Raw genomic sequence first — 24,005 nt, 5'->3', positions numbered from 1 at the left:
TCTTCCCGGCCGCGTCGAACCACCGCTACGACGCCGCCTCGTTCGACCACGTCGACCCGCTGCTCGGCGGCGACGAGGCGCTCGCCTCCCTGGCGGCCGCGCTGCACCGGCGGGGCATGCGCGTCGTCGGCGACCTCACGCTCAACCACGTCGGCGCCACCTCGGCGTGGTTCCGCCGGGCGCAGGCCGACCCGTCGTCGGTCGAGGCCGGGTTCTTCACCTTCCGGCGCCACCCCGACGACTACGAGTGCTGGTTCGGTGTGCCGTCGCTGCCCAAGCTCGACCACCGCAGCGACGAGCTGCGGCGGCGGCTCTACGAGGGGCCCGGCTCGGTCGCCGACCGCTTCCTCCGCCCGCCGTTCTCCCTCGACGGCTGGCGCATCGACGTCGCCAACATGGCCGGCCGGATGGGCGCCGTCGACCTCAACGCCGAGGTGGCCAGGCGGACGAGGGCGACGGCGGCCGCCGCCAACCCCGACGCCTGGCTGGTCGCCGAGCACGGCTTCGACGCGTCCGGCGTGCTGGGCGGCGACGGGTGGCACGGGACGATGGCGTACGCCGCCTTCACGCTCCCCGTGTGGCAGTGGCTGGCCGAGCCGGGCGGGGCGGCGGGCACGTTCGGCGGGCCGCTGCCCGTCCCCCGCCGGCCGGGTGCGGCGCTGGCCCGCACGGCGGACGCCTTCCGGGCCGCCGTGCCGTGGCGGTCGACGGCGGCCTCGATGACCCTGCTCGGCTCGCACGACACGGCCCGCTGGCGGTCGGTGGCCGCCGACGACGGGGCGGCCATGGTCGGCGCCGGGATGCTGATGGCCTGGCCGGGCGTGCCGGCCGTGCTCTACGGCGACGAGGTGGGCGCGAGGGGCGAGGACGGCGAGGCGGCCAGGGTGCCGATGCCGTGGGGCCGGCCGTCGTGGGACGGCGCGCTGCTGGAGCGCTGGCGGGCGCTGGTCGCCATGCGCCGGTCGTCGCCGGCGCTGCGCCGGGGCGGCTTCCGGTGGGCCCACGTCGGGGACGACGTCCTCGTCTGGCTGCGCGAGGCGGACGACGAGCGGGTGCTGTGCCTGGCCGCCCGGTCCCCCTCGCCCGCGGTGCGCCTCCCGGCCGCCCTCCTCGGCGCCGAGGCGCTCTCCCCGCTGCACGACGCCGACGAGGTCGCGGTGTCCGACGGCGCGTTCACCCTCCCCGGCGACGGCCCGACGTTCTCGGCCTGGCGGCTCGCCTGACCGTCAGGCCAGGTGGTCGACGAAGCGCTCGAGCTGGCGGAGGTTGCGGCACTCGAACACGCCGTCGCAGTGCACCCCGTACTCGCCGACCACGCTGTCGCCGGTGTCCCAGTACGACCGGGGCTCGGGGTTCAGCCAGTACACGTGGCGGGCCTTGCGGCCGACCTCCTTCAGCACCCACGCCTGGGTGGCGTGGTAGTTGTTCCTCGCGTCGCCGAGCACGAGGACGGTCGTGCGGGGCGTGATCTCCCGGCCCCAGCGCTGCCAGAACACCTCGAGGGCGTGCCCGTAGTCGCTGTGCCCGTCGACCCAGACGACGTCCGCCTCCGTGTTCACCCGGTGCACGGCCTCGGCCAGGTCCTCGACCCCCTCGAAGTAGCTCGTCACCTCGTCGATGCCGTCGATGAACACGAACGAGCGCACCTTCGAGAACTGGCCGCTGATGGCATGGACCAGGTGGAGGGTGAAGCGGGCGAAGGCGGCGACCGAGCCGGAGATGTCGGCGACCACCATGATCTCGGGCTTCGACGGGCGGGGCGTGCGGAAGCGGGGCTCGACGGGCACGCCGCCGGTCGACAGCGACGACCGGACCGTGCGGCGGAAGTCGAGCGGGCCGCGCCGGCCCCGCCGGCGGCGGCGGGCGAGGCGGACGGCGAGCTTGCGGGTGAGCGGGTGCAGCGCCTTGCGGAGGTTGGCCACCTCCTCCCGGCTGGCGTGCATGAAGTCGACGTCCTCCGGGAGCGGCTTGCGGAGGGTGCGGGCCATGGCGTCGACCCCCCGGTCGCCGACCAGGCGGCGGCGGATCTCGGCCTCGATCTCCTCCCGCAGCCGGGCCAGGCGGGCCTGGAACTCGTCGGCCTCCAGCCGCTCCTCGAGCGGGGTGAGCCCGCCGGCCTCCTCCCTCGCCTGCTCCATGAGGCGCTCCAGCACGCCGTCGAGGTCGAGGTTCCGGAGGGTGCGGTACAGGTAGTAGGTGCCGCCGACGGGCCGGCCCGGCTCCATCCCGGCGTAGCGGGCGACGGCCTGGCGGGCGAGGGCCCGCAGCACGGCCTCGTTGCCCTCCATGAGCGCCCGGTAGAGCAGCTCGGCCAGCTCCTCGGGGGTCATGTGCTCGCCGCCCGACCCGGCCTGCTCGGACCGCAGCTCGTCGAGGGCGGCCTGGGCGGCGTCGTCGAGGCCGGTCAGCGGGTCGTCCTGCTGCCCGATCCGCCACTGGTCGCCCCGCAGCGAGAAGTACACCTCGAACACGGTCTCGAACGCGCGCCAGTGCGACGCCGACTTGACGAGCGTGGCCCCGAGCGCGTACTTGAACGCCTCCCGGTCCTCGATCGGGATGTGGGTGACGGCCTCCATGGCGTCGAGGTTCTCGGTGAGCGACACGGGCAGCCCCGCGGCCCGCAGCTCCTGGATGAACCCGGCCAGCAGGTCGAGCATCCGCCCCCCGTCGGGGACGGCCGCGTCGTCACCGCGCGCCGAGAACCGCACTCGGGAAGCGTAGGCCCGTGGGTCACCCCATCCATGCCCGCGCTCTGTCACGATCGAGCGCCCGCAGGGCAGGAGGAGAGCGGTGGCGGCTGCTTCGGACGATTGGACATCCGGCCGGCGAGGGATGCTCCTCATCGCTGCCGTCGTGCTGCTCGCGATCCCGGCCGCTTTCACGATCCTCGCCCCAGAGCTCCTGCGGTGGCCGTTCGGCGCCAGAGCGCTCGTGGTCGCGGGGTTCGGCGTCGGGACATTTCTCACCGCTCGGCAGGCCCTGCGACGAGACGAATCGCTGGAGCGCCTGGCGGACCTTTTCGGTCTCGACCCTCCCGACGTCGAGACCACCATGCAGGCCGGCTCATCCGCCGACTACCAGAGCCTCGTCGCAGCCGAGGTCGTCGAGCACCTCCTCGAGGAGCGATGGCCCGGCCTCCGGCGCGACTTCGACATCACGCTCTACCTCTACGACCCCGACGCCGATCTCCTGATCCCCGAATTCCCTCGCGATGTCGAGGAGCCCGAGTCGAAGGTGTTCCGTCCTGGCGACGGTGCAACGGGAACTGCGTGGTCCGAGCAGCAGTTCACCGTGGTGGAAGGCGACGACGTCTCCAACGCGACCTACGGGCTGACGCCCCGGCAGCAGCGCCTCTTTCGGAGGTACCGGTCCGTCGCTGCCCATCCCGTGCTCGTGAACGGCGTCCCGATCGGCGTTGTCATGGCCATCAGCCGACGGAACGACGGCTACTGGTCGAACCCGAGGACGCGACAGGCACTGCGGTTGCTGGCGACAGCCGTCGGCGTCGTGCTCATCGGTGGAGAGTCCCCCGCCGATGCGTCGCTTCCGCCGGGTGCGTAGCTGGGTAGCGGGTACGATCGAGAACCAGGAGGCTGGGTCCGCATGAAGGTCGTCCGGAAGACGGCGGGGAGCAAGATGGTGGTCTACGGGCCGCCCAGGAACGAGGCTGCGGCAGTCCGGCGCGCCGCAGCGACGATTCGCGCCCGCCTCACCCCAGGCCAGCGCCGTGTCCTGGCCGCCGCAAGGACGGGACGTCCTCTCGGCGACACCCGTCGCAACACCAGCGCCCACTGATCCGCCTCACCGGGGGGCGGGGCCGGTGCGCTTCCAGGACTGGCCGTCGCCGGCGAACTCCTTCACCGCCTTGGCGATGTCGGAGTGGTACTTGAGGAGGACGTTGGCCGTGGCCGTCGCCTGCTCGGCGTCGACGTCCTGCACGCCGAGGAGCACGAGCGTGCGGGCCCAGTCGATGGTCTCCGACACCGACGGCGGCTTCTTCAGCTCGAGCTGGCGCAGCGAGCGCACGATGCGGGCGACCTGGTCGGCGAGGTGGTCGGTCACCCCCGGCACCTTGGCGAGGACGATCTCCTTCTCGCGGTCGAGGTCCGGGTAGTCGACGTGCAGGTACAGGCACCGCCGCTTCAGGGCCTCGGACAGCTCCCTCGTGTTGTTCGACGTGAGGAACACGAGCGGCACCTGGGTGGCGGTCACCGTGCCCAGCTCCGGGATCGACACCTGGTAGTCGGACAGGATCTCGAGCAGCAGGGCCTCGGTCTCGACCTCGACCCGGTCGACCTCGTCGATCAGGAGCACGACCGGGTCCTCGGCCCGGATGGCCTCGAGCAGCGGCCGGGTGAGCAGGAAGTCCTCCGAGAAGATGTCCTCCTCGATGTCGGCCCAGCCGGTCGGGCTCTCGCCCTCCTCGACCACCCGCTGGGCCTGGATCCGCAGCAGCTGCTTGCGGTAGTTCCACTCGTAGAGGGCCTTCGACTCGTCGAGGCCCTCGTAGCACTGGAGGCGGATGAGCCGGGCGCCGGTCGCGTCGGCCACCGACTTGGCCAGCTGGGTCTTGCCCGTGCCGGCGGGGCCCTCGACGAGGACCGGCTTGCCGAGCCGGTCGGCGAGGTACACGACGCCGGCGATGCCCTCGTCGGCGAGGTAGTCGACCTTGCGGAGCCCGTCCCGCACCTCGGCCACGGACCCGAACCGCTCGCTCATGGGCCGAGCGTACCGGAGCCTCTTGACTGACCGGTCAAGTGCGAATGGTCACAGCAGGCGGTTCACCCTGGCGATCAGCCGGGGGTCGAACCAGCCGGCGATCGACACGTCGGTGCGCCCGTCGCCCCGGGGCCGCGCCGACACGGTCCCCGTCCGCTCCCGCCGCACGAGCAGCGCGAGGAGCCCGAACGGGAACACGACGACGGCCACCACCACCGCCCACACGGGGACGTACGAGCGGGTGATCGACATCGACGACGGGCCGGCGGCGACCAGCCGGTGATCGGGCAGGTCGCCCGCCGTCATGGCCAGCTCGTCGAGCCAGGCGTCAGGCGCGGCGTCGACGACGGCGCGGTGCCGGCGCTCGACCGGCGCCACCCGGATCGCCGCCGCGACCGCCACCGCGAGCACCACCAGGACCACGACCACGATCGCCAGCTCGGTCACGCCCATGCCCGCTCACCTCCTGACGTGCCCGTGGCCCTCCACCACGAACTTCGCCGTGGTCAATTGTTCCAGGCCCATCGGCCCGCGCGCGTGGAGCTTCTGGGTGGAGATGCCGATCTCGGCGCCGAAGCCGAACTCCTCGCCGTCCACGAACCGGGTCGAGGCGTTGACGACCACGGCGGCGGCGTCGACCTCGCGCACCCACCGGTCGGCGGCCCGCACGTCGGTGGTCACGATGGCCTCGCTGTGGCCGGTGCCGTAGCGGTGGACGTGGTCGACGGCCTCGCCGAGCGACCCCACCACCCGCACGGCCAGCTTGAGGTCGAGGAACTCGGTCGACCAGTCCTCCTCGCCGGCCTCGCCGCAGCCGGGGAGCAGCGACCGGGCGACCTCGTCGCCGACCAGCTCGACGCCGTCGAGCGCCGGGGCGAGGCGGGGCAGGAAGTCGGCGGCCACGTCGGCGTGGACGAGCAGGGTCTCGGCCGCGTTGCACACCGACGGCCGCGACGTCTTCGCGTTGACGACGATGTCGACGGCCATGTCGAGGTCGGCGGCGGCGTCCACGTAGACGTGGCAGTTGCCGTCGCCGTCGATCACGTAGGGCACGGTGGCGTGCTCGAGCACGGCCCGGATCAGCGACGGGCCGCCGCGGGGGATCAGGCAGTCCACGAACTCCCGCTGGCGCAGGAACTCGACGGCCGCCTCCCGGCTGGTGTCCTCGACCAGCACAAGCGCGTCGGCGGGCAGGCCGGCCTTGGCGAACCCCTCCCGGAGCGCGGCGGCGACGGCGACGTTGGACGACACCGCGCTCGACGAGCCCCGGAGGAAGGCGGCGTTGCCGGCCTTCACGCACAGCGCGGCGGCGTCGCTCGTCACGTTGGGCCGGTTCTCGTAGACGATGGCGACGACGCCGAGCGGCACCCGCACCCGGCGGATGCGGAGGCCGTTCGGGCGCACCCAGCCGTCCACCACCTGGCCGACGGGGTCGGGCAGGGCCGCCACCTTGCGCAGGCCGCCGGCCATCCCCTCCAGCCGCCGCCCGTCCAGGCGCAGGCGGTCGACGACGGTGGCCGACGCCCCGCCCTCCTCCGCCCTGGCCACGTCCTCGACGTTGGCGGCCAGCACCTCGTCGCCCCGCTCGAGGAGGAGGTCGGCGGCGGCTAGCAGCCCGGCGTCCTTGGCCTCGGTCGTCGCCGTCGCCAGCACGCGGGCCGCGGCCCTGGCCCGGCGGCCGAGCTCCGGGATCGTCGTCGCCACGGCCACTCACGATAAGACTTCCCGGGTGCACGCCGTGAGGCCGGCGACCGCCGACGACGTCCGCCCGCTCAGCCGGTCGCTGGCCAGGGCCTTCGACGACGACCCCGTGATGGGGTTCCTGTTCCCGTCCGACGGCCGCCGCCCCGACCAGCTGACCCGCTTCTTCGGCTACGAGGTGAAGGCCAGGCTGGGCACGGTGTGGACGGTCGACGGGCAGGCCGGCGCGGCCGTGTGGGCGGCCCCCGACCGCTGGCGCACGTCCCCCGGGGAGGTGGTGCGGGGGCTGCCGTTCTTCCTGCGGCTGTTCGGCCGGCGCCTGCCCACCGCCCTGCGCCTGCTGTCGCTGATCGAGCGCCACCATCCCGACGAGCCCCACTGGTACCTGGCCGTCCTCGGCACCGACCCCGACCACCAGGGCACGGGCGTGGGGTCGGCCCTGCTCGGCCCCGTGCTCGACCGGTGCGACGAGCAGGGCCTCCCGGCCTACCTGGAGTCGTCGAAGGAGTCCAACCTCGCCTTCTACGCCCGCCACGGGTTCGCCGTCCGCACCGAGCTGCGCCTCCCCGGCGGGCCGCCGGTGTGGCCGATGTGGCGGGGGCCGAGATGACCGGCCCGCTGGCCAGGGCCGTCGACCGGTTCGTCGGCGACGTCACCCCGCTGCTCGTCGCCGTGGCCGGGAAGCTGCTCGACCCCACCAAGCTGGAGCGCGACGTCGTCGTCGAGGCCTTCAACCTGGCCACCGCGTTCGTGGACTGCGACGGCCTCCACACCGACGACGAGCTGTGGGAGCTGATCGGCGCGTTCGGCGGCCGGCTCGACACGTCGCTCCTGCGGGCGACGCCGAACGACGTGCGGTCCTCGGGGCTGCTGGTCGACAAGCGGCGGTGGCTGGAGGCCCCGTCGACGATGTTCGACATCCTCGTGCGGGCCGACACCCGGCGCTCGACCAGGGCGTCGTGGACGTACTACGAGCGGGCGATGGAGGTCGCCCACACGGTCGCCTCGCTCGACACCCACACGTCCCACACCGAGCTCCAGGCCATCGACCGCTTCCGGGGGATGCTGGTGCGGGCCATGGAGCTCGAGCGGGTGCCGAAGCCGGGCACGCCGGTGCCGGCCCAGCCGGCCGGCCCGGAGCCGGCCGTCGCCCCCGCCGTGCCGCCGGCCGAGGAGGACCCGCCGCCCCGGCCGCTCGACGAGCTGCTGGCCGAGCTGGACGAGCTGGTCGGGCTGGCGCCGGTGAAGGAGGAGGTTCACCTCGTGGCCGACCTCATCCAGGTGCAGAACCTGCGCCGCGAGCGGGGCATGCCGGTCGCCGACCAGAGCCGCCACCTCGTGTTCACCGGGAACCCCGGCACCGGCAAGACGACCGTCGCCCGGCTGCTCGCCCAGGTCTACCGGACCCTGAAGGTGGTCGAGCGCGGCCACCTCGTCGAGACCGACCGGTCCCAGCTGGTGGCCGGGTTCGTGGGGCAGACGGCCATCCAGGTGCGCCAGGTGTTCGACGCCGCCGACGAGGGCGTGCTGCTGATCGACGAGGCCTACGCCCTCGTCCGGGGCGGCGAGCGGGACTTCGGCCGGGAGGCGATCGACACGATCGTCAAGCTGGTCGAGGACCGCAGGGACCGCATCGTGGTCGTCGTGGCCGGCTACCCGGAGGAGATGGAGGACTTCGTCGGCTCCAACCCGGGGCTTCGGTCCCGGTTCCCGCGCACGATCTTCTTCCCGGACTACTCGACCGACGAGCTGGTCGCCATCTTCACCTCGATGGCGGAGAAGGCCGACTACCGGCCCGACGACGCCGCCGTCGCCAAGCTGCGGGCCCTCCTCGACGCCGTGCCGAGGTCGAAGGGGTTCGGCAACGCCCGCCTCGTCCGCAACCTGTTCGAGGCGGCCGTCGCCCGCCAGGCCAGCCGCATCGTCGACCTCGGGGACGTCACCGACGAGCAGCTGCGGGCGCTCACCGCGGACGACGTCCCCGACGCCGCCGGATGACGACCGCCGGCGGGCGTTACCGTCCCGGCCCGTGAGACGCCTGGGCGCGCTGGTCGCGGCCGTGGCCATGGTCGCCGGCGCACTGTGGGTGCGGGGCCGCCTGGACGACAGGGGCGACGGCGACGACGGCCCCGGGCCGGCGGCCGAGCGCCCGACCCTCCTCTGCGCCACCGAGCTCGCGGCCCTGTGCACCGGGCTCGAGGTCGACGGGCTGGTGGAGGACCCGGGCACCACCCTCGACCGGGTGGCGGCCGGCGAGCCCATCGGCGCGGACGGCTGGCTCGTCGCCGAGCCGTGGCCGGAGATGGCCGCCGTGGTCGACGCTCAGGGTGAGGTCCCCGACCTCGAGGTCGGCGAGGTGCTGGCCCGCTCCCCCGCCGTGCTGGTGGTCGCCACCGACCGCGAGCAGGCGCTCCGGGCCGACTGCGGGGCCGAGCCGGGATGGGCCTGCGTGGGCGCCGCCGCCGGCGACCGCTGGGAGGCGCACGGCGGGGAGCCGACGTGGGGCGACGTCCGGGTCACCCACGCCGGCCCCGACACCGTCCCCGGCCTCGCCGTGCTCGCCGCCGCGGCGGCCGGCTTCCTCGGCACGACGGCCTATGCCACGAACGACCTCGGCACCCCCGAGTTCGACGACTGGTTCACCGGGCTGGAGCGCACGGCGGCGGCCAACGCCGGCGCCGGCCGCAACCAGGTCCGCCAGCTCCTGGCCGCCGGGCCCGCGGTGCTGTCCGTGGTCGGTGCGCTGGAGGCCGAGGCCGGCCCCCAGGTGGCGGCTGCCGCCGATCCGCAGGGTGCGGTCCTCTACCCTTCGCCCATGGTGACCGCCGACGTCGTGCTGGCCACCGTGCCGGGGGCGGACGGGGCCGACGCGCTCCGCGACGCGCTGGGCACGACCGAGGCCCGCGACCTGCTCGCCGAGCTGGGCTGGCGGGTGCGGGGCGCCGAGGGGCTGCCCGGCGTGGGCTCGTTCGACGAGCTCGAGCCGGGCAATGGCCTCCCGGGCGCCGGCGTGCTCGTCGCCCTGCGGCAGCGGGCCGACGAGGCCAGGCGATGACCCGCCGCCTCCTCGCCGCGGTGGTGGCCGCCGCCCTCCTCGCCTCGTGCTCGCCCGGCGGCAGCACCGACGAGTCCAGCGACACGACGAGCGACCTCGGCGACCCGGGCGACTGCGCCGTGATCGACATGGCGGTCTCCTCGGAGAAGGTGTCGCTGCTCACCGAGCTGGCCGGCGTCTTCAACGAGAGCGAGAGCGCCCAGGTGGGCGACGAGTGCGTGTTCGTGCAGCCGTTCAACAAGGCGTCGGGGGCGGCGACCACCCTGCTGGCCGACGGTTGGCCCGACACCGACCTCAACGGCCCCCAGCCCGTCGTCTGGTCGCCGGCGTCGAGCGCCTGGGGCGCCATCCTCAACCAGCGCCTCGCCGACCGGGGGCAGCCGGCGATGGTCGGCGACTTCCAGCCGTTCATGCTCACCCCGCTCGTCATCGCCATGCCCCGCCCGATGGCCGAGGCGCTCGGCTGGCCGGACGAGCCGCTCGGCTGGGCCGACATCCTCGAGCTGGCCCGCAGCGGCGGCGGCTGGGGCGACTTCGGGCACCCCGAGTGGGGCGCCTTCCGGCTCGGCAAGACGAACCCGAACTTCTCGACGAGCGGCCTGTCCGCGCTGATCGCCCAGACGTACGCGGCGACGGGGACGACGTCCGGGCTCAGCCTGGAGGACCTCGACTCGCCGGAGGTGGCGGACTTCAACGAGGGCGTCGAGTCGGCCGTCGTCCACTACGGCGACATCACCCAGACGTTCCTCAACAACCTCTACCGGGCCGACCAGCGGGGCGCCGGCCTGACCTACGTGTCGGCGGTGGCCGTCGAGGAGAAGTCGGTCGTCGACTACAACACCGGCAACCCCGACGGCGTGCTCGACCCCGGCGAGGAGCCCCGCCCGCCCCGCGTCCCCCTCGTCGCCATCTACCCGGAGGAGGGGACGCTCTTCTCCGACAACCCGTACATCGTCCTCGACGCCCCGTGGGTGGACGAGCTCGAGCGGGAGGGCGCCGAGCGCTTCGGCGAGTTCGTGCAGCAGCCCGACAACCAGCGCAAGGTGCTCGAGTTCGGCTTCCGGCCGGGCAACCCCGAGGTGGCCCTGGGCGACCCGATCACGGCGGCGAACGGCCTCGACCCTGAGCAGCCCCAGACGACGCTCGAGATCCCCGACCCGCCGGTGATGATCGGCGTCCTCGACCGCTGGGAGGACCAGCGGAAGAAGGCGAGGGTGCTGCTGCTCATCGACATCTCCGGGTCGATGGGCGACCCGGCCGACCCGGGCGACCCCGGAGGGCCCACCAAGCTCGACCTGGCCAAGGAGGCCGCCGTCGAGGCCATGGAGCTGTTCAACCCGGACGACGAGATCGGGCTGCGGGTGTTCAGCACGAACCTCGGGGACGGGCAGGACCAGGAGTTCCTCGACCTCGTCGCCCTCGGCCCGGCCGGCGAGCAGCGGGAGTCGGTGCAGACCCGCATCCGCTCGCTGTTCCCGACGAACGCCACCCCGCTCTACACGGCCGTCCAGTCGGCCTACGAGACCGCGCTGGAGGGCTTCGACCCCGCCAGGATCAACGCCGTCGTCGTGCTCTCCGACGGCAAGAACGACGACGGGGTCACGAGCGACGACGAGGCCCAGCTGGAGTCCCTGCTCGGCGCGCTGCGGGCCGGGACGGAGGGCCAGGCCACCCGCCCCGTGAGGGTGTTCCCCATCGCCTACGGCACCGACGCCGACCAGACCGTCCTCCGCCGCATCGCCGAGGCCAGCAACTCCGCCGTGTACGCGGCGACCGACGCGACCACGATCGGCCGCGTCTTCACCGCCGTCATCTCCAACTTCTGACCGGTACCACCCCGGCGATCACCGATCGGTGACACCGGTACAGTGTCACCGACTGGTGGCACAGGGGTGAGCCATGCCGATCCGGACGCCACGTGACCTCGCCGCGCTGGCCCGGGGCCGGCGCCTCGACCTCGGGTGGACCCAGCGCGACCTCGCCGCCCGGGCCGCCGTCTCCCGGAAGTGGGTCTCGGACTTCGAGCGGGGCGCCAGCGGCGGCGACCTCGTGACGGTGCTTCGCCTCCTCGACGCCCTCGGCCTGGTGCTCGAGGTCGGGACCGAGCAGGCGGCGCCGCCGACCCCGGGCGACACCCACACGATCGACCTCGACGCGTTCCTGTCGAACTACCTCCGTCGGTGACGTCCACGCTCGTCGTCCTCGTGGGCGACACGATCGCCGGAGCGCTCGAGCGGTCGCGCAATGGGCGGCTGACGTTCGTGTACGCCGAGGACTACCAGGCGAGGGGCGACCGGACGCCGCTCTCGCTGTCGATGTCGCCGCGGGTCCGGGTGCACCAGGACGCCGTGGTGACGCCCTGGCTCTGGGGCCTGCTCCCGGACAACGACGCCGTCCTCCAGCGCTGGGCCCGGCGGTTCCAGGTGTCGCTGGCGTCGCCATTCGGGCTGCTCGCCAGCCCGGTCGGGCTCGACTGCGCCGGAGCCGTCGCCTTCGTCGAGCCCGACGGCGTCGCCGACCACCTCGGCCGGCCCGGGACGATCGAGTGGCTGACCGAGGACGACGTCGCCCGCCGCCTCGCCGAGCTCCGCTCCGACGCGGCAGCCTGGCTCGGCGCCGACTTCGCCGGGCGGTTCAGCCTCGCCGGCGCCCAGGCGAAGACCGCGCTGTTCCACGACGGCCGGCGGTGGGGCCTGCCGGTCGGCAGGGCGGCCAGCACCCACATCCTCAAGCCGGCGATCGCCGGGCTCGACGACCACGACCTCAACGAGCACGTCTGCCTCCGCGCCGCCGCGGCTGCCGGGCTCCCGGCCGTCCGCACCGACGTCGGCACCATCGGCGGACTGACGGCCGTCGTGGTCGAGCGCTACGACCGCGTGCCGCACGGGACGTCGACGGTCCGCATCCACCAGGAGGACGCGTGCCAGGCACTGGGCGTCGCCCCGTCGGCGAAGTACCAGGCCGACGGCGGTCCGGGGCCGACCGACGTCGCCCGGCTCCTCCGCGGCTCGATGCCGGCCGGCCCGGCGGAGGCCGCCGTACGCGCCTTCGCGGACGCGCTGGTGTGGAACTGGGTGATCGCCGCCACCGACGCCCACGCCAAGAACTACTCCGTCCTGCTCGCCGGGCCCAACGTGCGGCTGGCCCCCCTGTACGACATCGCGTCCGCGCTCCCCTACGGCGTGCACCCGAGGAAGCTGACCTTGGCGATGAAGCTGGGCGACGACTACCGCCTCCACACCCAGCGCCCGAGCACGTGGACGGCGATGGCGCGGCAGCTGCGGATCCCCGCCGACGAGCTGGTCGTGCGGGCGCGCCGCGTCGTCGACGTCGCCCCGGACGCCGTCGCGGAGGCGGCGGCGTCCGTCCGCGACCTCGACAGCCCGCTCCCCCCACGACTCACCGACGCCGTCGCCGAACGGGCGCGCTGGTGCGCCACGACGCTCGGCGGCGCGGGGCGCCGATCGGGGACGTGATCGCCCGGTGGCGGGCGGGCCACGGCTGCGGGCCGTGCGTCCACCCGGGAGCGGCATCGGGGCGCGCCGTCGATCTGACAGGCTGAGGCCGGGATGGCGTTCCGGGACCGGTTCTTCACGCCCCAGGTGGCGAGGGCGATCATGTCGCCGCTCGGCATCCTGCTGGCCGGGGCGGGTGCGGCCGCCGGGATCCTGGCCGGGCTGCCCATCGCCGCGGCGGCCGCCGTCGGGGCCGTCGCCTACGGGGCGCGGGTGGCCGTCGCCATCCCCCGACCCCGCCGCGGGCCGGACGTCGACCCGTTCGCCCTGAAGGAGCCCTGGCGCCACTTCGTGCAGGACGCGCAGCAGGCCCGCAACCGGTTCGAGGCGGCGATCAGGGGCACCCGCCCCGGCCCGCTCCAGGACCGGCTGAAGGAGATCGGCGAGCGGGTGGCGACCGGGGTCGAGGAGGTGTGGGCCGTCGCCCGGCAGGGCCACGCCTTCGAGCGGGCGCTCGGCCACCTCGACGTCCGCCAGACCCAGGCCCAGCTGGCCCAGGTCGAGCGGAACATGGACGAGCCGTGGGCGCACGGGACCAACCTCGAGCGCACGGCCCAGGCCCTGCGCTCCCAGCTGGCCTCGGCCGAGCGCATGTACGGCACCGTGCAGCAGGCCGGCGAGACGCTCCAGCTGCTGAACGCGCAGCTGGACGAGGCCGTCGCCCGGGCCATCGAGCTGTCGGTGACGGCCAACGACGTCAGCGACCTGGAGACGCTCGGCACCGACGTCGACAGCGTCGTCCAGGAGATGGAGGCCCTCCGCCAGGCCCTCGAGGAGACCGAGGGGCCGGGCCGGGGCCTCGCCACCGGCACGGCGTGACCGAGGCCGAGCACCCGGCGTCGGCCGGGGGCGAGGCCGTCCGGTCGGCCACCTCCCCGGGGTCGGGCACCCCGTCGCCGGCGGCGACGGCGGCGGGCGACCTCGTGCGCTCCTCGGCCGTCGTCGGCGTCGGCACCGCGCTCAGCCGGGTGACCGGCCTCGTCCGGGTCGGCGCGCTGACGTACGCGCTCGGCGCCACCGCCCTGTCCGACGCCTACAACCTGGCCAACACCACGCCGCTGATCGTCTACGAGCTGCTCCTCGGCGGCGTGCTGTCGGCCACGCTCGTCCCGCTGTTCGTCGAGCACCGCGAGCGGGGCGACGACGAGGCGACCAGCGCAGTCGTCACGGTGGCCACCGCCGCGCTCGTCGTCCTGACCGCGATCGCCGTCGCCGCCTCACCACTGCTCGTGCACGTCTACACCGTGCGGCTGGACGAGCGGGCGGCCGACGCCCAGGCCGCCGTCATGCTGCCGCTGCTGCGGCTGTTCCTCCTCCAGATCCTGTTCTTCGGGGTGACCGCGCTGGCCACCGCCCTGCTGAACAGCCGGCGCCGGTTCGGCCCGCCGGCGTTCGCCCCGGTCCTGAACAACCTCGTGGTCAGCGCCGCCCTGCTGGCCGTGCCCACCCTGGCCGGCCACCGCCCGGCGCTCGGGGACGTGCGGGGCGACGCCGGCCTGCTCGCCGTCCTCGGCCTCGGCGCCACCGGCGGGGTGGCGGCCATGGCGGTCGTCAACGTGTGGGCCGTCCGCCGGGCCGGGGTCCAGCTGCGCTGGCGGCCGCAGCTGCGCCACCCGGCCGTGCGGGCGGTGGCCGGGCTGTCCGGGTGGACGCTCGGCTACGTCGCCGCCAACCAGGCCTGCCTGTTCCTCGTGCTGGCGCTGGCCAACGAGCGGCCCGGCGACGTGTCCGCCTACCAGTACGCGTTCGTGTTCTTCCAGCTGCCCCACGGGCTGTTCGCGGTGTCGATCATGACGACGGTCGCCCCCGACCTGGCCGCGTTCGCGGCGAGGGCCGACTGGGACGGCATGCGGCGGCGCTTCTCGCTCGGGCTGCGGCTCCTCGCCCTGGTCGTCCTCCCCGCCGCCGCCGGGTACGCGCTGCTGGCCCGCCCGATCGTGTCCGCCCTGCTGGAACGGGGCGCGCTGAGCGGCGCGTCGGCGGCCCGCACGGCCGAGGTGCTGGCCCTGTTCAGCCTGGGCCTGCTCGGCTTCTCGGCCTACCTCTACGTCCTCCGCGGGTTCTACGCGCTGAAGGACACCCGCACGCCGTTCCTGCTGAACGTGCTCGAGAACGGCGTGAACATGGTGCTGGCCGTCGCCCTCGTCCACCGCTTCCAGGTGCAGGGGCTCGCCGTCGCCTACGCCGGGGCGTACACGATCGCCGCCGTGGTGGCCTGGGCCGTGCTCCGGCGACGGCTGGGCGGCCTGGACGGGCGGCGGACGGCGACCAGCCTGGCCAGGATCGGCGCCGCCACCGGGGTGATGGCCGCCGCCGTGTGGGTGGTCGCCCGGTCGGTGGGCGGCGACACCGGCGGCCCGGCCGTGGTCCGCATGGCCGCCGGCGTGGCGACCGGCGCGGCCGTCTACGGCGCCGGGCTCTTCGTGCTGCGGGTGGACGAGGTCCGCTCGGTCGCCGACCTCGTCGCCTCCCGTACGCGTCGCCGACGGGGTCTGCCCTAGGCTCGTCCCCATGTTCAAGCTCCTCCGCCGCTGGTGGAAGTACATGACGGCCCGGATGACGGGGTCGTTCAACGAGATGGCCGACCCGAAGGTCCAGCTCGAGCAGGCGATCATCGAGGCGCAGGAGCAGCACCGCCGGCTGCGTGAGCAGGCCGCCAACGTCATCGCCAACCAGAAGCAGACCGAGATGCGGCTCAACCGCACGATGGGCGAGCTCGAGAAGGTGAACGCCAACGCCCGCCAGGCCGTGCTCATGGCCGACGAGGCGACCAAGGCGGGCGACACGGCCAAGGCCGCGCAGTACACGTCGGCCGCCGAGTCCTTCGCCAACCGCCTCATCGCGCTGGAGCGCGAGATCGAGGACCTGAAGACCCTGCACCTCCAGGCCACCCAGGCGGCCGACCAGGCCAAGGCGGCCGTCCAGCAGAACTCGGCCCAGCTCCAGCGCAAGCTGAGCGAGCGCCAGAAGCTGATGAGCCAGCTCGACCAGGCGAAGATGCAGGAGCAGATGAACCGGGCGATGTCCTCGCTGTCCGAGACGGTCGGCGAGGACGTGCCGACCCTCGACGAGGTGCGGGACAAGATCGAGCAGCGCTACGCCAAGGCGCGCGGCATGTCCGAGCTGGCCGGCGAGTCGGTCGAGGGCCGGATGCTCGAGATCGAGCAGGCGGCCATGAACACCGAGGCCCAGGCCCGGCTGTCCCAGATCCGCTCCCAGCTCGGCCTGGCCTCGGGCGAGCCGGCGGCCGCCGAGATCCCCCAGCCCGGCACGGCCGTCCCCACGGAGGGCACGGCCACCCCCGGCACCGCGTAGCGGCTAGGGCAGCACCACCAGGTCGTCCCGGTGGACGACCTCGCGGGGGGTGCCGTCGGGCAGGTCGGAGGTGCGGCGGCCGGCCACGGAGGCCAGGGCCTCGCTGCCCAGGCGGACCAGTCCCTTCGCGAACACCCGGCCGTCGGGGCCGGCGACCTCGACGGCGTCGTCGGGCCCGAACCGGCCCTCGCAGCGCACGACGCCGGCGGCCAGCAGCGACGTCTGCCGGTCGAGCAGCGCCGCCCTCGCCCCGGCGTCGACCACGACGGTGCCGGACGACCCGACGGCGAACGCGATCCACAGCTTGCGGGCCGGCAGCCGGCGCGCCCTCGGCAGCACGGTGGTGCCCACGCCGGGCAGGCCGGCGACGGCGTCGGCCAGCACGCCGTCCCGGTCGGCGGCGGCGATCACGGCCCGCACCCCCGACCAGGCGGCGATCTTCGCCGCCGCCAGCTTCGACGCCATGCCGCCGCTGCCGATCGCGCCCGGGCCGCCGGCCAGCCGCTCCAGCTCGTGGTCGACCTCGACGATCTCCTCGATCAGCGAGGCCGACGAGTCGACCCTCGGGTCGGCGGTGAGCAGGCCGGGCGCGTCGGTGAGCAGCACGAGCACGTCGGCGGCCACGAGGTGGGCGACGAGGGCGGCCAGCCGGTCGTTGTCGCCGAAGCGGATCTCGTCGTCGGCGATGGCGTCGTTCTCGTTCACGACCGGCACGACGCCGAGCTCGAGCAGGCGCAGCAGGGTGCTGCGGGCGTGGAGGTACTGCTGGCGGACGAAGAAGTCGAGCGGGGCCAGCAGCACCTGCCCGCCGACCAGCCCGGCCCGCCCGAGCACCCGGTCGTACACCCGCATCAGCCGCCCCTGACCCACCGCCGACACCGCCTGGAGGGTGGCGCCGTCCCGCGGGCGCCGGTCGCCGGACAGCCCGAGCGCGGGCAGGCCGGCGGCGATGGCCCCCGAGGTGACGAGGACGACGAGGTGGCCGGCGGCCCGGAGGACGGCGATCTCGCCGCAGACCTTCTCGACGGCGGCCTCGTCGATGTCGCCGTGCTCGTCGGTGAGCGACGACGAGCCGATCTTGGCGACGACGATCACCCGTCGGGCTCGTAGTCGAAGCGCAGGTCGCCGATGCGGACGGTGTCGCCCGCCCTGGCCCCCGCCTTCGCCAGCGCCCGGTCGACCCCGATGCGGCGCAGCCGGGCCTGGGCGTAGGCCAGCGCGTCCGGGTTGGTGAGGTCGGACAGGGCGACGGCCCGCTCGGCCTGCCGGCCGACGACGACCCAGCCGCCGCCGGCATCCCGCTCGACCCGGAAGCCCTCCGCCACCGGCCGGTGCACGACGTACCCGTCGGGCTCGGGCTCGGCCGCCCTGGCCGCCCGCACGTGGTCGGCCATGCGCCCGACCAGCCGGGTGACGCCCTCGCCGGTCACCGCCGACACCCGGTCGCCGTCCCACGCCGCCCCCGGCCCCGACCCGGCCAGGTCGGCCCGGGAGCCGACCACGACCCGCGGCCGCTCCAGCAGCTCGGGCCGGTAGCGGCCGAGCTCGTCGAGCAGCACGGAGAGCTGGGCGTCGGGCGGGCGCTCGGCCACCTCGGCCAGGTCGAGCAGGACGACGAGCACCCTGGCCCGCTCGACGTGACGGAGGAACCGGTGGCCGAGCCCCTTGCCCTCGCTCGCCCCCTCGATCAGCCCGGGCACGTCGGCGACCACCATCTCGTCGCCGTCCTCCATGCGGACCACGCCGAGGTTCGGCTCGAGGGTGGTGAACGGGTAGTCGGCGATGCGGGGCCGGGCCGCCGAGATGCGGGAGATCAGGGTGCTCTTGCCCACGTTGGGCAGCCCGACGAGGGCGACGTCGGCCATCAGCTTCAGCTCCAGCCGCAGCCACCGCTCCTCGCCCTTCTCGCCCTGCTCGGCGAAGGACGGCGCCCGCCGGCGGTTCGACAGGAAGCTGGCGTTGCCCCGCCCGCCCCGGCCGCCCTCGGCGGCGCGCCAGCGGTCGCCGACCCGCACCAGGTCGGCCAGCACGGTGCCGTCCCGGTCCTTCACGACGGTGCCCTCGGGGACGGGCACGAGCAGGTCGGCCCCGCCGGCGCCGTGGCGGCGCTTGCCCGACCCGTGGCCGCCGTTGCCCGCGGCGCGGTGCGGGTGGTCCCTGAAGGCCAGCAGGGAGGCGACGTTGCGGTCGGCGACCAGCCAGACGTCGCCGCCCTTGCCGCCGTCGCCCCCGTCCGGACCGCCCTTCGGCACGTAGGCCTCGCGGCGGAACGACACGGCGCCGGCCCCGCCGTCGCCGCCGCGGACGTGGAGGCCGCTCTCGTCGACGAAGCCCGACACCGGGCCAGGATAGGGGCGCTACTCGACGAGGCGGACGGGGTCGCCGACCACGTTGGCGGCCCACGTCGTGGTGTCCTGCACGCTCGTGCCCGAGGGATAGGTGAAGCGGATCTTCACCCAGCAGTCGAGCGCGTTCGCCATGTTGCACGTGTAGTTGGTGGCGAGCGGGATGTCGGCGGTCACCAGCCGGCCGTTGTACCCGCCGGCGGCGGAGACGCCGGTGAGCGTGCACGGCGCGGTGTTCACGGCGACGGAGTTGTCCCGCTTGAAGCGGCACGACGGGAAGGCCGACTCGCCGTAGGACAGCGGCCGCAGGATCGTGATCGAGCCGGCGGCGGCGGCGTCGCCCACGTCGAAGAACTCGAGGTGCAGGGTCCGCCCGGCGGTGCTCGGGGGGATGCGGGCGACGAAGAACCGGGTGTCGGACCCGGTGGCGTTCATGTAGATGGGCAGGCGGCCGGTGGCGAACAGCGACACGCCGGTGCCGCTCAGGGTCGTCGTGCCGAACCCGGCCCGCATGGAGAAGCGGTTGTGGCCGCCGGTCGACGGCGAGGACGCCACGAGCGGCGAGCCGCTGAGAGCGTTGGACCGGACCTGCACGATGTAGTCGCCCCGCACGACCGTGCCCGCGGGGATCTGGCAGTACGTCACCCACCGCCGGAACTGGGAGGCGAACGTGGGGTTGTACGTCGGGCTCGACGGGCTGAGGAGGGGGTAGACGGCCTGGTCCCAGGCGCCGTACTGGCGGGGCTGGCACGACGCCGTCGACACCACCGGGTTGTCGGTGTTGCTCCACGGCGTGTTGTCGGGCGCCCGCACGATGAACGTCGAGATCATCCCGGTGCCGCCCACGCTGTTGTCGCCGGTGCAGAACGGCGCGGCGGCGCCGGTCGACCCGGTGGCGTAGCGGGTCGGGGCGTCGGCGTACTCCGACCGTCCGGTGTTCTTCAGCGCCGTCGCCTGCGCCGCGGTCGGCAGGTTGACGTCGCAGTTGTCGCCGACCGTCGCGTACACCGGGTCGAAGGCCTGGAACGTGAGCGGGCCGGAGCCGATGGCGCTGACCCGCACCGTGAAGAAGTAGCCGTTCGGGCTGTACTCGTTGTTGGTGCCCGAGCACTGGTAGGCGGCCACGCCGCAGCCGGTCGACTGGTAGCGGTCGCCGTTGGCCTTGTTGGCTCCCCTGGCCGCCAGGTTGAGCCACATCTGGGGCAGGGCCGCGGCCGGCTGGTCCGGGTCGTTGCCGAGCCGGTTCTCGGGGCTGCCCATCGGGACCGGCCCCTGGAAGTCGGCCACCGCCTGCCGGCTGATCGTCTGGCGGTCGGCGGCGACGAGCCCGACGAAGTAGTTGTCGACGACGGTCGTCACCTTCACCCTGAGCCGGGTCGGATTCGGCTCCTGGGTGGCGACGACGCTGGCGTTGACCCCGTTGCGGTAGCCGTTGCGGCCCGAGATGTCGACGGCCGTGCTGGCCGCCGTCACCGGGTCGCCGGGGAGGAACACGACGCCGCCGAGCGCGGCGGCGTCGGCCGCCCGCTGGGCCCGCTGCGCGGTGAACCACCAGTTGGCGACATCGATGCCGACGCCGGCGAAGGCCAACAGCACGAGCAGGAGGAGGGCGAACCAGACGGCGACGAACCCGTCGTCGTCGCCGCTCAGGCGGTCGCCGGCCGGGGCGTCGTCGGGCGTCACGGGCACTGGTCGGTCGGGAGCGGCTCGATCCGCATGACGGTGTGCTCCGAGATGGTCTTGCCGTTCCCGAAGAACCCCGTCAGGAACTCGTGGCGGACCTGGACGTAGATGCCGACGCTGTCGAGGGTGCTGCCGCACGCCGTCGGCGACGGCCACGTGCCCGCCCGGCTGGCGAAGTGGTTGCCGTCCCACGTCCACCTGATGCAGTTCGTGGTGCAGGTGGTGAAGTTCGGCGACCCGGTGGGGGCGCCGCCGGGGCTCGACGGGTCGGCCCGGTACATCCACAGCTTCACGGGCGTGGCCCGGGACAGCGCCTTGAGGTCGTCCTCCACGGCCAGCCGCACCTGGTCGATCACGCCGTTGGCGGTGCCGGACCTGACGGCAGGGGCGTAGGCCGTGGACGCGATGCGGGCCCCCGACCGGGTCGCCGAGCTGGTCGTCGAAGCGGACATGAACGCCAGCCCGTACTCGATCATCCCGAAGGTCACCATCAGCAGGACGGGGAAGATGATGGCCGCCTCGACCAGCACCGATCCCCGCTGCCGTCCTCTCCGCGCCCGGCGTGCCATCCCATCCCCTCCTCGCCGCCAGGATCGGCCGCCCGACCGTCCGAGTTGAGTCATCGGGAGGGGTCAGCGGGTGAGCGAGATCGAATATGGGCCGAGCGACCCACCGGCCCCGTTCTCGATGATCGACTCGGGCAGCATCCCGTTGGCCAGCAGGAAGCCGCTCACCTGGTCGATCGCCTTGCCGTGGGGGATCGTGACCACGCCCGTGCCCTCGCCGGGGTGGTAGGCGACGGCGCAGCCGTTGCCGTTGCAGCCGAACCACATCCCCTGGAGGAACACCCCGCGGTGGTTCTTGACCCGCAGGTAGCCGTTGCCGTTCGGGAAGCTGTTCTCGACGAACTGGGGGGCGAACCCGAACCGGGCCGAGCCGAGGATGTCGGGCACGTCGTCGCGGTCGGCGTCGAGGTCGAACAGCACGCCCCTCGGCCCCGTCGTCCGCCAGTCCGACAGGCAGGTCGTGAGGTTCGCCGTACGGCTTGCCGCCGCGAGGGCCGCGAACGTCTCCCGCCGGCAGGACGCAGGGACGCCGGCGCCCTTGCCCGTCGGGATGTACTCCCACAGCGGCCGGTCGTCCACGTTCCAGTTCGTCGAGCCTTCGCGGAGCGTCCGCTTCGGGTTCGAGCCCGTCGTCATCCGGCCTGGGAACGTGGTCCCGGCGACGGTGACGCCCTCGATCAACCCCTCGAACAGGCCGTTCGAGATGCCCTGGAAGGTGTTCAGCATCGTCGGGCCGAACGGCTTGGTGCACGAGTCGAGGACGTCGGTCCCCTGCCACGGCAGCACGAGGTGGTCGATTCCGACGGCGATGTTGACCGCGAGCTGGTCGGACTTGTTGATGTTGCAAGGGATGTTCTGGGTCCCCATCTGGTCGTTGCCGTACTGGGGGACCTCGAGTGCGCCGAAGTTGCCGGACGACGACCCGGTGCAGGGTGGCACGGCCTGCCCGTTCGTGGCCGTCCTGAGGCACAGCTGGTTGCCGTCGACGGCGGTGACGAGGATGGCGAAGGGCAGGAGCCCGCCACCGCCGGCCCGGGCGCCGGCCACCGCGAGCGCGTTCGTCGTGACCGTCTCGATGCCGACGACCCTGGCGAAGGCGGTCTCGACGACTTGGTCGGGAAGGCGGACGCGGAGCTCGCCCCTGGTCGACACCGAGAGGCACTGGGTGCTCTGGCCGAGGACCTTGCCGGTGAACCGGAGGTGGCCGGGGTCCTGGCACGCCGCCCACAGGGCCTTCCACTGGGTGTCGGTGTAGGTCGTGTCGAGGTCGCTCCTGGCCACGGCGGCGGCGGCCTCGGTGGCGGCGGTGACACCGGCCGCCAAGCTGATCGCACCCCCGAGGGCGGCGGCGTCGGCCGCGGCCTGGTCCTGACGGCGCTCGTTGTAGAGCATCCCGACGTCGACGGCGAAGGCCACGAACACGACCATCGCCACCATGGCGACGGCCACGACGAGCACGGCGAACCCGTCGTCGCCCCGGTGGCGTCGTCGCAGGCGGCGCCTCACGGGCAGGTCCTCGTGACCGGGTCCCAGGTCGCCTTCTGCTCCAGCCGCGACCGCACGGTGCTGACGAGGTCGACGCCGCCGAGGGCGAAGGAGTAGAAGTCGGTGAGCTGGTCGAGTGGGGCCCGCACCGTGACCGTGACCGTCGCCCCGACCGCCGCCGAGGACCGCGCGATGGTCACCCGCGCGCCGGTGGCGAGGTCCATGCGGCCGCACGTCTCGTCGACGATCTGGTTGCCCTGGGTGGCGCCCGACGAGGACGTGCTCGTCCGGTAGTTGACGGCCGCCAGCCGGCTCCCCTCCCTGGCCGCGTGGCGCACGTCGAGGTGCTGGCCGAACGCCCAGCCCAGCTCCATCACGCCGAGCAGGAGGGCGACGAGGACGGGGATGACGAAGGCCGCCTCGACGACGACCGCGCCGCGATCACCCCGCTCCCGCTGCTCCCGATCCCTCACGCCCCTCACCATCGGCACGAGCGGCCATCGGGTGAACCGCGTTCGTGTCACCGCCCACCGGTAGGGTTCGCGCCGTGACCGGGATGCTCGTCGAGGCGGTGGCGTGGGCCCACGGGCCGGCCACCGTGCGCCCCGGCGGGGCGCGGCTGGCGGGGCGCGAGGAGCGGGAGGCGGCCGAGGCCGAGGCGCTGGCGCCCGGGGCGACGAGGGCGGTCGGCGCCGGCCGGCGGGCGGTGCCCGAGGAGGCCGACCCCTACCGCACGTGCTTCGAGCGCGACCTGGACCGCATCCAGCACTCCAAGCCGTTCCGGCGCCTGGCCGGGAAGTGCCAGGTGTTCCTCGCCCCGTCCGACGACCACCTCCGCACCCGGCTCACCCACGCCATCGAGGTGGCCCAGGTGGCCGTCAGCATCGCCCGGCCGGCCGGGCTGAACGTCGCCCTCACGGCGGCCGCCGCCACGGCGCACGACTGCGGGCACGGCCCCGCCGGCCACGCCTCGGAGGACGCGCTCAGCCCGTTCGTCCCCGGCGGCTACCACCACGCCGTCTACGGGGCCGACGTGGTGCTCGCCCCGCTGAACCTCTGTGCGGAGACCCTCGACGCCGTCCGCAACCACTCCTGGAACCGGCCGGCGCCGTCCACCCCCGAGGGCGAGGTCGTGGCCTGGGCGGACCGCATCGCCTACGTCTGCCACGACTTCGAGGACGCGTGCGCCGCCGGCATCGTCGCCGAGCGGGACCTGCCGGCCGAGGTCGCCGACGTCCTCGGGCGCGACCGCCGCACCCAGCTGCACCGGCTCGTGACCGCCGTGCTCGCGACCATCGAGGCCACCGGCGCCGTCGGGCTGCGCCAGCCCGAGGCCGGCGCCCTCGCCGCCTTCCGGGCCTTCGACTACGAGCGCATCTACCTCCGCCCGGCCGCCGCCCGCCAGGCCGAGCGGGTGATCGCCATGATCCGCCGGCTCACCGAGTCGTTCCTCGCCGACCCGGCCGCCATGGCCGAGCCCGACCTCGCCCCCGGCTCGCCCGAGGCGGTCGCCGCCGCCGTGCGCTACGTGAGCGGGATGACCGACCGGTTCGCGCTGCGCACGGCCGCCGAGCGGCTCGGCTGGCCGGCGGAGGACCTGCCCTTCGGCGTGTGAGCGGCC

Annotated in this window: 22 protein-coding genes; 12 read left to right on the top strand and 10 right to left on the bottom strand. The window is 74.1% G+C overall.

From position 1 onward, the window contains the following. The coding region (locus tag VGB14_06555) for an alpha-amylase family glycosyl hydrolase (GenBank protein ID HEX9992569.1) at positions 1–1,223 on the top strand (1,223 nt) is incomplete at its 5' end. Between the two features lie 3 nt (positions 1,224–1,226). Here the strand turns inward: VGB14_06555 and VGB14_06550 are convergent. After that, on the bottom strand, positions 1,227–2,708 hold the full coding sequence (locus VGB14_06550; protein ID HEX9992568.1) for a VWA domain-containing protein: 1,482 nt from the start codon (positions 2,706–2,708) through the stop codon (positions 1,227–1,229). Positions 2,709–2,853: 145 nt separating this feature from the next. Between VGB14_06550 and VGB14_06545 the strand changes: the two genes are divergently transcribed. Next, complete coding sequence (locus tag VGB14_06545; GenBank protein HEX9992567.1) at positions 2,854–3,561, top strand: GAF domain-containing protein; 708 nt, start codon at positions 2,854–2,856, stop codon at positions 3,559–3,561. Between the two features lie 240 nt (positions 3,562–3,801). Here VGB14_06545 and VGB14_06540 read toward each other — a convergent pair whose 3' ends face one another. From VGB14_06540 to VGB14_06530, 3 genes are read right to left on the bottom strand one after another with little or no spacing between them, the layout of a single operon-like run. Beyond that, the gene (locus VGB14_06540) at positions 3,802–4,719 is read right to left on the bottom strand and encodes a MoxR family ATPase (GenBank protein ID HEX9992566.1); all 918 of its coding nucleotides are present in this window, start codon (positions 4,717–4,719) and stop codon (positions 3,802–3,804) included. A 48-nt stretch (positions 4,720–4,767) separates the two neighbouring features. Further along, positions 4,768–5,172 (bottom strand): hypothetical protein, encoded by a 405-nt coding sequence (locus VGB14_06535; protein HEX9992565.1) that lies wholly within the window; start codon positions 5,170–5,172, stop codon positions 4,768–4,770. A gap of 6 nt (positions 5,173–5,178) precedes the next feature. Continuing rightward, positions 5,179–6,423: a glutamate-5-semialdehyde dehydrogenase gene (locus tag VGB14_06530; protein HEX9992564.1), complete on the bottom strand. Its 1,245-nt coding sequence runs from the start codon at positions 6,421–6,423 to the stop codon at positions 5,179–5,181. A 25-nt stretch (positions 6,424–6,448) separates the two neighbouring features. On the opposite strand from VGB14_06530, the gene VGB14_06525 reads away from it, so the two are divergent. The 9 genes from VGB14_06525 (at position 6,449) to VGB14_06485 (ending at position 16,305) form a co-directional block, all read left to right on the top strand. Next, the gene (locus VGB14_06525) at positions 6,449–7,030 is read left to right on the top strand and encodes a GNAT family N-acetyltransferase (protein HEX9992563.1); all 582 of its coding nucleotides are present in this window, start codon (positions 6,449–6,451) and stop codon (positions 7,028–7,030) included. After that, positions 7,027–8,418, top strand: a complete 1,392-nt coding sequence (locus tag VGB14_06520) for an AAA family ATPase (GenBank protein ID HEX9992562.1) — start codon at positions 7,027–7,029, stop codon at positions 8,416–8,418. Before VGB14_06525 ends, VGB14_06520 begins: the two co-directional genes overlap by 4 nt. 31 nt (positions 8,419–8,449) lie before the next feature. Beyond that, a complete protein-coding gene (locus VGB14_06515) occupies positions 8,450–9,475 on the top strand; it encodes a hypothetical protein (protein ID HEX9992561.1) in 1,026 nt (341 codons plus the stop codon). Beyond that, the gene (locus VGB14_06510; protein HEX9992560.1) at positions 9,472–11,301 is read left to right on the top strand and encodes an extracellular solute-binding protein; all 1,830 of its coding nucleotides are present in this window, start codon (positions 9,472–9,474) and stop codon (positions 11,299–11,301) included. The genes VGB14_06515 and VGB14_06510 overlap by 4 nt, the downstream gene beginning before the upstream one ends. A gap of 73 nt (positions 11,302–11,374) precedes the next feature. Further along, positions 11,375–11,659: a helix-turn-helix domain-containing protein gene (locus VGB14_06505; protein HEX9992559.1), complete on the top strand. Its 285-nt coding sequence runs from the start codon at positions 11,375–11,377 to the stop codon at positions 11,657–11,659. After that, positions 11,656–12,951: a type II toxin-antitoxin system HipA family toxin gene (locus VGB14_06500; protein ID HEX9992558.1), complete on the top strand. Its 1,296-nt coding sequence runs from the start codon at positions 11,656–11,658 to the stop codon at positions 12,949–12,951. The genes VGB14_06505 and VGB14_06500 overlap by 4 nt, the downstream gene beginning before the upstream one ends. A gap of 93 nt (positions 12,952–13,044) precedes the next feature. After that, a complete protein-coding gene (locus tag VGB14_06495; GenBank protein HEX9992557.1) occupies positions 13,045–13,809 on the top strand; it encodes a hypothetical protein in 765 nt (254 codons plus the stop codon). Then, positions 13,806–15,491 (top strand): murein biosynthesis integral membrane protein MurJ, encoded by a 1,686-nt coding sequence (gene murJ / locus VGB14_06490; GenBank protein ID HEX9992556.1) that lies wholly within the window; start codon positions 13,806–13,808, stop codon positions 15,489–15,491. The genes VGB14_06495 and murJ overlap by 4 nt, the downstream gene beginning before the upstream one ends. Positions 15,492–15,501: 10 nt before the next feature. After that, positions 15,502–16,305 carry a PspA/IM30 family protein gene (locus VGB14_06485; GenBank protein ID HEX9992555.1) on the top strand — a complete coding sequence of 268 codons (804 nt, stop codon included), beginning with the start codon at positions 15,502–15,504 and terminating at the stop codon, positions 16,303–16,305. A gap of 3 nt (positions 16,306–16,308) precedes the next feature. On the opposite strand, the gene proB is transcribed toward VGB14_06485, so the two are convergent. The 6 genes from proB to VGB14_06455 form a co-directional block, all read right to left on the bottom strand. Then, complete coding sequence (gene proB / locus VGB14_06480) at positions 16,309–17,400, bottom strand: glutamate 5-kinase (protein HEX9992554.1); 1,092 nt, start codon at positions 17,398–17,400, stop codon at positions 16,309–16,311. Further along, the gene (obgE, locus tag VGB14_06475) at positions 17,397–18,644 is read right to left on the bottom strand and encodes a GTPase ObgE (GenBank protein ID HEX9992553.1); all 1,248 of its coding nucleotides are present in this window, start codon (positions 18,642–18,644) and stop codon (positions 17,397–17,399) included. The genes proB and obgE overlap by 4 nt, the downstream gene beginning before the upstream one ends. Positions 18,645–18,662: 18 nt before the next feature. Beyond that, complete coding sequence (locus tag VGB14_06470) at positions 18,663–20,333, bottom strand: pilus assembly protein TadG-related protein (protein ID HEX9992552.1); 1,671 nt, start codon at positions 20,331–20,333, stop codon at positions 18,663–18,665. Beyond that, positions 20,330–20,902: a TadE family protein gene (locus VGB14_06465; GenBank protein HEX9992551.1), complete on the bottom strand. Its 573-nt coding sequence runs from the start codon at positions 20,900–20,902 to the stop codon at positions 20,330–20,332. The genes VGB14_06470 and VGB14_06465 overlap by 4 nt, the downstream gene beginning before the upstream one ends. 63 nt (positions 20,903–20,965) lie before the next feature. After that, complete coding sequence (locus VGB14_06460; protein HEX9992550.1) at positions 20,966–22,405, bottom strand: pilus assembly protein TadG-related protein; 1,440 nt, start codon at positions 22,403–22,405, stop codon at positions 20,966–20,968. Further along, positions 22,402–22,857 (bottom strand): TadE/TadG family type IV pilus assembly protein, encoded by a 456-nt coding sequence (locus VGB14_06455; protein HEX9992549.1) that lies wholly within the window; start codon positions 22,855–22,857, stop codon positions 22,402–22,404. Before VGB14_06455 ends, VGB14_06460 begins: the two co-directional genes overlap by 4 nt. An 83-nt stretch (positions 22,858–22,940) precedes the next feature. Here VGB14_06455 and VGB14_06450 point away from each other — a divergent pair, with 83 nt between their 5' ends. After that, positions 22,941–23,999 carry an HD domain-containing protein gene (locus VGB14_06450; protein HEX9992548.1) on the top strand — a complete coding sequence of 353 codons (1,059 nt, stop codon included), beginning with the start codon at positions 22,941–22,943 and terminating at the stop codon, positions 23,997–23,999. Positions 24,000–24,005: the final 6 nt, after the last annotated feature.

Source organism: Acidimicrobiales bacterium, assembly GCA_036399815.1.
GTDB lineage: Bacteria > Actinomycetota > Acidimicrobiia > Acidimicrobiales > DASWMK01 > DASWMK01.
The sequence above is the reverse complement of the archived record's forward strand: the minus strand, read 5'-3'. Positions and strand labels throughout refer to the sequence as shown.

What these genes read in the sequence shown, in the direction of transcription:
- VGB14_06540 (HEX9992566.1), bottom strand. Translation starts at nt 4,719, where the DNA reads ATGAGCGAGCGGTTCGGGTCCGTGGCCGAGGTGCGGGACGGGCTCCGC.
- VGB14_06535 (HEX9992565.1), bottom strand. Translation starts at nt 5,172, where the DNA reads ATGGGCGTGACCGAGCTGGCGATCGTGGTCGTGGTCCTGGTGGTGCTC.
- VGB14_06520 (HEX9992562.1), top strand. Translation starts at nt 7,027, where the DNA reads ATGACCGGCCCGCTGGCCAGGGCCGTCGACCGGTTCGTCGGCGACGTC.
- VGB14_06510 (HEX9992560.1), top strand. Translation starts at nt 9,472, where the DNA reads ATGACCCGCCGCCTCCTCGCCGCGGTGGTGGCCGCCGCCCTCCTCGCC.
- VGB14_06505 (HEX9992559.1), top strand. Translation starts at nt 11,375, where the DNA reads ATGCCGATCCGGACGCCACGTGACCTCGCCGCGCTGGCCCGGGGCCGG.
- VGB14_06495 (HEX9992557.1), top strand. Translation starts at nt 13,045, where the DNA reads ATGGCGTTCCGGGACCGGTTCTTCACGCCCCAGGTGGCGAGGGCGATC.
- VGB14_06485 (HEX9992555.1), top strand. Translation starts at nt 15,502, where the DNA reads ATGTTCAAGCTCCTCCGCCGCTGGTGGAAGTACATGACGGCCCGGATG.
- VGB14_06465 (HEX9992551.1), bottom strand. Translation starts at nt 20,902, where the DNA reads ATGGCACGCCGGGCGCGGAGAGGACGGCAGCGGGGATCGGTGCTGGTC.
- VGB14_06450 (HEX9992548.1), top strand. Translation starts at nt 22,941, where the DNA reads ATGCTCGTCGAGGCGGTGGCGTGGGCCCACGGGCCGGCCACCGTGCGC.